Annotated in this window: 9 protein-coding genes, 1 tRNA gene and 1 pseudogene (1 of these 11 cut by a window edge); 8 read left to right on the top strand and 3 right to left on the bottom strand. The window is 69.6% G+C overall.

The features are described 5' to 3' along the window. The 8 genes and pseudogenes from glp to D471_RS0102470 all read left to right on the top strand — a co-directional run. Positions 1–136: pseudogene (glp, locus tag D471_RS32705) on the top strand (molybdotransferase-like divisome protein Glp) (it extends 1,083 nt beyond the left edge of the window). A gap of 152 nt (positions 137–288) precedes the next feature. Next, a complete protein-coding gene (moaC, locus tag D471_RS0102500; protein WP_017597167.1) occupies positions 289–798 on the top strand; it encodes a cyclic pyranopterin monophosphate synthase MoaC in 510 nt (169 codons plus the stop codon). Further along, positions 791–1,309 (top strand): MogA/MoaB family molybdenum cofactor biosynthesis protein, encoded by a 519-nt coding sequence (locus tag D471_RS0102495; RefSeq protein WP_017597166.1) that lies wholly within the window; start codon positions 791–793, stop codon positions 1,307–1,309. Before moaC ends, D471_RS0102495 begins: the two co-directional genes overlap by 8 nt. A 248-nt stretch (positions 1,310–1,557) precedes the next feature. Further along, a complete protein-coding gene (locus D471_RS0102490) occupies positions 1,558–2,277 on the top strand; it encodes a GNAT family N-acetyltransferase (RefSeq protein WP_026127332.1) in 720 nt (239 codons plus the stop codon). Between the two features lie 362 nt (positions 2,278–2,639). Then, positions 2,640–3,335: a divisome protein SepX/GlpR gene (gene sepX, locus D471_RS0102485; RefSeq protein WP_017597164.1), complete on the top strand. Its 696-nt coding sequence runs from the start codon at positions 2,640–2,642 to the stop codon at positions 3,333–3,335. Between the two features lie 67 nt (positions 3,336–3,402). Further along, positions 3,403–3,476: transfer RNA gene (locus tag D471_RS0102480), tRNA-Ala, on the top strand. A gap of 317 nt (positions 3,477–3,793) precedes the next feature. Next, positions 3,794–4,393 (top strand): TetR/AcrR family transcriptional regulator, encoded by a 600-nt coding sequence (locus D471_RS0102475; protein WP_017597163.1) that lies wholly within the window; start codon positions 3,794–3,796, stop codon positions 4,391–4,393. A 945-nt stretch (positions 4,394–5,338) separates the two neighbouring features. Beyond that, positions 5,339–5,878: a hypothetical protein gene (locus D471_RS0102470; protein ID WP_017597162.1), complete on the top strand. Its 540-nt coding sequence runs from the start codon at positions 5,339–5,341 to the stop codon at positions 5,876–5,878. A 117-nt stretch (positions 5,879–5,995) separates the two neighbouring features. Here the strand turns inward: D471_RS0102470 and D471_RS0102465 are convergent, their stop codons facing one another. The 3 genes from D471_RS0102465 to D471_RS0102455 form a co-directional block, all read right to left on the bottom strand. Continuing rightward, positions 5,996–6,310, bottom strand: a complete 315-nt coding sequence (locus D471_RS0102465; RefSeq protein WP_017597161.1) for a sec-independent translocase — start codon at positions 6,308–6,310, stop codon at positions 5,996–5,998. Between the two features lie 155 nt (positions 6,311–6,465). Then, the gene (locus tag D471_RS0102460) at positions 6,466–6,669 is read right to left on the bottom strand and encodes a cold-shock protein (protein ID WP_017597160.1); all 204 of its coding nucleotides are present in this window, start codon (positions 6,667–6,669) and stop codon (positions 6,466–6,468) included. A gap of 343 nt (positions 6,670–7,012) precedes the next feature. Next, positions 7,013–8,272 (bottom strand): dolichyl-phosphate-mannose--protein mannosyltransferase (locus tag D471_RS0102455; protein WP_017597159.1); only part of this gene is annotated, 1,260 nt, incomplete at its 5' end.

Below are 8,272 nucleotides of genomic sequence, written 5' to 3'. Positions count from 1 at the left end.
GCCCCCCGCCGTGCGGCAGGGCTCCCATCAGCTGTCGGCTCTGGCCGACGCTGATTCGCTCGTGGTGGTGCCCGAGGACGTCACCGAGCTGCCCGCCGGAGCGGTCGTGGAGGTCATGCGCCTTCCTGAGGGGTGACGCACCCCGGCCCGGAGCCCGTCGCCCGGTCCCGATCGGGCGGCGTCACCGGGGGCCGCCGCCGTGCCGTACGGTCATGGTGGACGCGCCGACGCGTGTCCCCGCGGCCTGGCCGGGCCGCGCTCGACGTTCGAGTGCTGACGAGGCGACCGATGAGCGACACCCCACGAACGGAGCGGGCCGACCACCCCTCCGGCTTCACCCACCTGGACGCGTCCGGCGCGGCGCGCATGGTCGACGTCTCCGAGAAGCGGGTGAGTACGCGTACCGCCACCGCGAGCGGGCGGGTCCTGCTCAGCCCGGAGACCGTCGCCGCGCTGCGCGGGGGCGAGGTGCCCAAGGGGGACGCGTTGGCGGTCGCCCGGATCGCCGGGATCCAGGGGGCCAAGCGCACCCCCGACCTCGTCCCGCTGTGCCACCCCATCGCCGTGCACGGCGCCGACGTCGACCTGACCGTGGCCGACGACGGTGTGGACATCACCGCCACGGTGCGCACCGCGGACCGCACCGGTGTGGAGATGGAGGCGCTCACCTGCGTCATGACCGCCGCGCTCGGGCTGGTCGACATGGTCAAGGCGCTCGACCCCGAGGCCGAGGTGACCCAGGTGCGGGTCGAGGAGAAGACCGGTGGGAAGAAGGGGCACTGGAGGCGCGGTGAGTGAGCGCGCCGACGGTGGCCCGCGGGTCGTCGTCGTCACGGCCTCCAACCGGGCGGCGGCCGGGGTGTACCCGGACCGGTCCGGACCGGTGATCGCCGAGCGGCTGCGCGCCCTGGGGTGCGGGGTGGTCGGACCCTGGGTGGTCCCGGACGGGGCTCCCGTGGCGGAGGCCATCGACCGGGCGCTGGCGGAACGCGCGGACGCCGTCCTCACGACCGGCGGCACCGGACTCACCCCGCAGGACCGGACGCCTGAGGCGACACGCCCGATGCTCGCCTTCGAGATTCCCGGGATCTCGGAGGCCCTACGCGCGCAGGGGCGGGCCAAGGGCGTGCCCACCGCGCTCCTGTCGCGCGGGCTGGCCGGGGTGGCCGAACGTGACGGCCACCGCATGCTCGTGGTCAACCTGCCCGGGTCACGGGGCGGGGTGAAGGACGGCATGGACGTGCTGGAACCGGTTCTGTTGCACGCTGTCGACCAGCTGCGTGGCGGTGATCACGCACGCCCCGAATGAGACGGAAGAATGACCGGAATCACATCACGGGCATTCCGTCCATGGAGAATTCCTTGACCTTGGTCCGGTTTTCGGTGCGCGACTATCAGGGTTAGGTGGAAACCGGAACTCGGATCGTAGGAGTGACGCCCGACACGTCGGACCCTTGGGGTGGAATACTGGGAGAGGCCACCGGCGGTGGGCGCGCCGCGCAGCCCGGAGAAGGCGCGTCCGTGGTCGGTGACGCCGAGAGGCTCGGAGGGACGGTCGTGTATCGCAGACAAGGGTGGCCCGTCACCCTGTACGAGGGGGCGGTCGCGCTCCGCCCGCTGCGACTGCGGGACGCCGCCGCGTTGCGCGACGCCCGGTCGCGCAACGCCGAGTGGCTGCGTCCCTGGGAACCGACCTATCCCGAGATGCCGCTGCGCACCACCGGACTGACCCCCTACGTCGCGATGCTCCAGGCCATCCGCCGGGAGGCCCGCCAAGGGCTGTCCATGCCGTGGGCGATCACCTTCGGGGGCGAGTTCGTCGGGCAGCTGACCGTCGGCGCCATCGTTTGGGGTTCGGCCAGGTCAGCGCAGGTGGGGTACTGGATTGACAGCGCCTACGCCGGTCGCGGGATCACGCCGACGGCGGTCGCGCTCGCGGTCGACCACTCCTTCTTCCGTGTCGGGCTCCACCGGATCGAGGCCAACATCCGTCCGGAGAACAGGGCGAGCAGGCGGGTCGTCGCCAAACTCGGCTTCCGCGACGAGGGGGTGCGCAGACGCCAGCTGCACATCGACGGGGCCTGGCGCGACCACATCTGCTACGCGATCACGGCCGAGGAGGTCCCGCACGGTTTGCTCCGGCGCTGGCGCGAGCGAGATCCGTCCGATCCGTTCCCCGAGTCCGGTTCGGACCCCGGTTCCGCTTTGGGGCCGGAAGGCCCGAACGGAACCCGGGATCCGCGCGATCCGGCCAGCCCGCACCCGGGACCGAACTGAACGGGGCGGGGCCGAGGATGCGTTCGGAGTCCAAACCCTCCTTTAACCAGATCTACTCATTACTTTGCGTTGAATTGACACTGCTCTCCGCAGTGGCTCGCTGACCTGCACTTCCCCGACCGAAGGCACGTCGACCGAAACTGAAGGTCCACAATCTTGCGACACTCCGGTCAGAATGTGGCGCATTTATGGACACGGGGTCGTACCGTGCGGAACGTAGACGCATTGACGATGCGGCCAACGCGTGGATATGGCTCACGGGAATCGGCTCCGGGGGGACCGGGGTCATCGGGGGCGCCACGCGGCGCGGTGTCGACGAGGTGTCGAACAACGTTCAGTGGCCGTCATCGTGAGGAGGGGTGATGAGCAGCTCTCCTCTGTACCTGGCCATCGTGGTGGTCTGGCTCATCGTCCTCGTGCCGATGCTGTTGCGCAAGGACTCAGTGGACACCGTCCACGAGGACCAGCGTCGGGGGGACGAGTGGGAGCCGGCCGAGGTTCCGGAGGCGTCCGAGCCGGGCGGAGGCGACCAGTCCCTCGTCGAGGAGGACGTGTCCCCGGAGGACGGTGGGGATCCCGACGCTGAGGAGACCCAGGTCCTCCGGCGCCCCGTCGTCGGAACGGAGGGAAGCCGGCGGCCCCCCGGGGGGCCGCGCTCCGGGCTCCGGGGCCACGAGGGGCGGCACCGCGCGGCCCGTGAGTCGCGGGCGCGGGTCATCGCCCGGAGGCGTCGCCGCACCACCGGTCTGACGCTGGTGAACGCGGCCACGATCGTGGCGGTCCTGTTCGGTCTCGGTCCGTGGTGGGTCGTGCTCCCGCCGATCCTGCTCCTGTCCGGTCATCTGGCCCTGCTCAGGGAGGCGGCCAAGGCCGACAGCGAGCGCCTGGAGGCCCAGCTGAGGGTGCGGCGCCGTGTCGCGCTCAGGGCGCGCCGGGAGGCCGAGGAGGAGCAGCGGCGCGAGGCGGAGCGGGAGGCCAAGGTGATCGCTCTGCGCGAGCGCCGCAGCCAGGTCTACGACCAGTACGCGGATGCCCATCTCCGGGCGGCCGGGGACTGATCCGGGGGCGGTGGTCCGATCGTGTTCGGACCACCGCCGAACTCCTGCTAGTCTTTATCTCGTCTTCGGGGCTATGGCGCAGTCCGGTAGCGCACCTCGTTCGCATCGAGGGGGTCTGGGGTTCAAATCCCCATAGCTCCACCGCAGACAGAAGGCCCCGCCTCCCACGGGAGGCGGGGCCTTCGTCATGCCGTGCGCGACGCGGCCGACATGGAGCGGGGCCCGTTCCCCGGTGGGGCGGGCCCCGCGATGCCTCCTGGTCCGGGTGCTGTTCCCTCGACGCGGGCGGTCTCCGGACCGGAGCCCCGAGTGTCACCGGCGAAGTTGCTATCCCCTGTGGCGGGGCGACCGGGCACGGTCCCAGACTACTCCGCGCCCGATCCCGCGTCCGGAGGGGTTTCCCGCGACGGCGCGGAAGGATCTTCGCAGTGGCAACTTTCCAACGTATAGTTCACCGCATGGCAGACGGATACCACCACGGAAACCTGCGCGCCGCCGTCCTGGAGAGGGCCGCGGAGGTCATCGCGAGGGAGGGGCCCTACTCCTTCAGCCTGCGTTCACTCGCCGCCGACCTCGGGGTCAGCCACACCGCGCCGCGCCACCACTTCGGCTCGCGTGAGGGCGTCCTCAACGCGATCGCGGTCGAGGGGTTCCAGGAACTGGCGGAACGCCTGCGCGCCAACCGACGGGCCGGGGGCGACTTCCTGGAGGCGGGGGTGGAGTACGTGCGCTTCGCCGTCGAGCACCCCGCGCACTTCCAGGTGATGTTCGCGCCCACCCTGCTGGACGAGGACGACGCGGAACTGCGGGCGGCGAGGTCGGCGGCGTTCGCCGAACTCACGACCGGGGCGGACTCCGTCGCCGGTGGCCCGGCGGGCGGGGACAAACCCTCGGCCGTGGTCGCCGGGTGGTCGATCGTGCACGGCATCGCGACCCTGGCGTTGACCGGGAACCTCGACGCCTCCGGTGTGCGGGCCCTGTTCGACGACCCCGACCTGCTCGCCGTCACCCGCAGGAGCGCCGGCCTGCTCTTCGGTCGGCCTCCCGCCGAGGAGTAGGCCGCGCCGGTCGCCCCCGGTTCCGTCGGACGCGGCCCCGCCCGCTCTACGGCGGAATCGAGTGAAGCCACCTCGCGGCGCCCCGGTCATGTCACCGGAGAACGGGCCCAAGAGCTCCGTCGCGCTCCTGTCACGTGGTCGCACCGTGGTGTTCCGGACCGGAAAAACATCCTTTTATTTGATTTTTTGTGTGTCCGAAACAGGGGATCTCGGGATGGTTGTCGGGGTCGTCCCGCAGTCCCCGAGGGCGGGGTTGGTAGTGACGGAACGTGGTTCCAGAGACTGGCGGGGCGGAAGGGAGTCGAGGGGAGGAGGTGATCGGGTGAGCGCTCCCACGGCTCGGTCGGACACGCTGCCGCAGGTATTCGCGATCTGCTTCCCCCAGGACGTCCCGGGGGGCGGTGAATCGGTTTAAGAGTGGACGACTCGTATCCTGCGCAGATCCCGTTTCAATTTTGCTGAATCGGGGCTCTGTCTTGCCTGGTCAATGGGTATCCTCTGTCCTCGTCCGCGCAATGGAAAACGCTCTGATCTGCGATGACACGGAGAGTATCGGCCATTTCTCCTTAGGTGCTGCAACCTTTGGTGGTCTCTCTTCCATGGGAATCCTAATGATCCTTCATGGGGCTTGTGTCCGGATGGTTTGATACGCCATCTTGGTCGGTGGGATGGGCTGAAGAACCACACGAAAGGTTGTTGCCATGACCACGCACGCACAGACCTCCCAGAACACTGGGTGGAGCTGGCAGTGATCAGCCCGGTGCCAGGGTTCCGATGAACCCCGGTGGAGGGGCCCGGACGGGTCNCCCCCCCCCCCGCCGGTGGCGGAGCCCGGGAGTGCGTGGAGCCGGTGTGGCGGCTTTGGCCCCCGGCGCCTTCGGGTAGGGACATGGCGACGACCCGGCCCCGGACGGGGCCGAACCGAGCCGAAGGGCCGCAACCCCCGTGTCCGACTCCCCACACCACAGTGGCGGCTACCAGCAGGACGACCCCGAGCACGTCGGAGGGTACGAGCCCTCGCCCCCGGAGCCGCCCGACGACCCGCCCCGCACGACGGTGGAACCGTTGGAGGAGACCGGGGAGCCCGCCGACGGTTCGGTCGCCGCCGAGCGTTTTCGCCGGACCACCCCGGCCCGACGAAAGCCGATCCCCGCCCGCAGGAGCGGTGGGTACTGGCGGTTGGCCTTCGGGACGGTCGCCTATGTGATGGTGGTCGGCGGCATGGCCGACTACGTCGATCCGCAGACGCGCGCCCTGGGGCACCTGGCCTTCTGGGCGCTCATCGGACTGGCCATGTTCGTCAGCGTCAGCCGTGAGCGCCGACACGGATGGGAACCCGCGCCGCGCTGGCCCTGGCCGGCCGGAGCGCTGGGCGGAGCGGTCGCCGTGGAGATCCTGGTCGTCGCGGTCGGTTCGCCCGCCGTCATCGTCGGGTCGCTGATCCTACTGGGGCTGGCCCTGTTCGTCCTGCTGCTCTTCGGCTGACCGTTCGGGCGCCGGCAGGGTGCTCATGGACAAGGTCCGCGCCGGAGGCCTCCGTTGAGGGTCGGTGGCGGGCGACGGGCGGGCCGAAGCGAAGCGGCGGGCCCGAGACGAACACGGTCAGGTGGCCTCGTCGTCGAAGGGCGGGCGCTTGCCGTTGAGCCGGGCCGCGGGACGGCTCTCGACCTCGTCCTCGCCGTCCTCCCAGAAGTGCTTCTGGACGAAGCGCTTCGGGTTGAGGTCCTGGACGTCGAAGTCCTTGAACTCGGGGCCGAGCCCCTCCTTGATGTCGGCGGAGGCGGAGTTGGCCATCATCCGGAGCTGGCGGAGCAGTCGACCCGCCTGCTGAGCCATCTTGGGCAGCTGGTCGGGACCGAAGATCAGCACCGCGAGCAGGAGGAGGACGATGAACTCTCCTCCGCTGATGTTGAACATGCGCGATCCTCGCCCTTCGTGATGCGACCGGCTCCAAGCAGGTTAACCGGTATCCATGCTCATGGGTAACCATGCCCCGATGACGACGAGGTGTCCGAAGACCGACCGGCCCCCCACTCGCGGGCGAGCGGAGGGCCGGTGAAGACGGATGGCGATCAGATCGCGCGAACGTCAGACGCCTGCGGGCCCTTGGGGCCCTGGATGATGTCGAACTCGACCTTCTGGTCCTCCTCCAGGTTCCGGAAGCCGGTACCCGCGATCGCCGAGTAGTGGACGAACACGTCGGGCTGTCCGCCACCGACGGCGATGAACCCGAAACCCTTCTCAGAGTTGAACCACTTCACGGTGCCCTGAGCCATGTGCTCTCCCTTGGGGACTACTTCGGGGCCGCACCCTGCTGGCCCCGGGTCGCCGGGCGCCGCATCGGCGAGACCATCCCCGACGAGCGCCCACGTGCAGTTCCGCGAGGCGCCTCGGGCATCCATGGAAACAACAACAGCAACCAGTCGTTGACATTACCAGGACGCGTGCCCGCTGCCGAGTCCTTTCCCGCAGGAATCCATGTTCTCGGGTGTCCTCTTTCGGCTACTCCAAACTGTTGATTTCCCACGCCGGTGGTACTAAAGGAGACGAACTCCGCGGTCGGAAACACCGCCTTCACCCGGTGCGGTCCGCCACGCTCGGGCGACGCTTCCCCACTGGTCAGGAGCCCCCGTTGCCGTAGATCCACACGTCGAACCACAGCCGTTCCCGCCAGCTCGCCTCGTCGATCGGATAGGCCGAGAGGACCGGGTACAGATACGCGAAGTGCGCGATGATCAGCAGCATCACGACACCGAAGACGATTCCGCCCACGGCACGCGCATAGGGGGCGAAACGCGGGCTCTCCTCCCCGGGGCCCATGGCCAGCCCGAGCATGAGCACGATGGCCAGGACCAGGAACGGCAGGATCGGCAGCGCGTAGAACAGGAACATCGGACGGTCCGGGTAGGCGAACCACGGCAGCCAGCCCGCGGCCACCGCCAGCACCACCGCTCCGGCACGCCAGTCGCGGAAGGTCACCCACCAGCCGATCATCACCAGGAGGGCGATGATGGCGGTCCACCAGATGACGGGCGTGCCGATGGACACGATCGAGGTCACGCAGTCACCGGTGCCGCAGCCCACGGCCTGGCCGTTGTAGTGGAACATCACCGGGGTGCGCATGATGAGCCACTCCCACGGCGCGGAGATGTAGGAGTGGTCGCTGGTGAGGTTGTTGTGGAAGTTCATCATCCGGGCGTGGTAGTCCCACAGGCTCACCAGCCCCTCGAGAGGCGCGCTCAGCGGCCCGGGCACCCACGCGGGCAGCAGGCCGTCGGCGTGGTCGCGGTTGTAACCGCCACTGGTGAACAGCCATCCCGACCAGGAGGCGAGGTACACCACCGCGGCCACGACGACCGTCTGCAGGAACGCGGGGACGGCGTCGATCCCCAGCCACCGCCAGAACGGGCGCTGCTGCCCCACGTTGCGCCGCGCCCCGTAGTCCCACGCCACAGTGAGCAGACCGAACGCCGCCACGAAGAACAGTGCCGACCACTTCGTGCCGATCGCCAGACCGAAGCACAGTCCGGCGGCCAGGCGCCACCAACGCGCGCCCAACCACCCCACCCGGGTCACGTCCGCCCCGGACTCCGCGACCCGCGCCAGCCGTTCCCGGGCCGCGTCACGGTCGATCACCAGGCACGCGAACCCCGCCAGCAGCCACAGCGTCAGGAACATGTCCACCATGGCGATGCGGCTCAGCGTGAAGTGCAGCCCGTCCAGCGCCAGGATCACACCCGCGGTACAGCCGAGCAGCAGCGAACGGGTCATCCGCGTCGCCACGCGCACCAGGATGAGCACCGTGAACACCCCGGCCAGCGCGGAGGCCGCCCGCCAGCCCTCGGGCGTCATGGACGAACCGAAGGGCAGGAGCGACCA

The sequence above is a fragment of the Nocardiopsis lucentensis DSM 44048 genome (assembly GCF_000341125.1).
GTDB classification, from domain to species: Bacteria; Actinomycetota; Actinomycetes; order Streptosporangiales; family Streptosporangiaceae; genus Nocardiopsis; species Nocardiopsis lucentensis.
The sequence above is the reverse complement of the archived record's forward strand: the minus strand, read 5'-3'. Positions and strand labels throughout refer to the sequence as shown.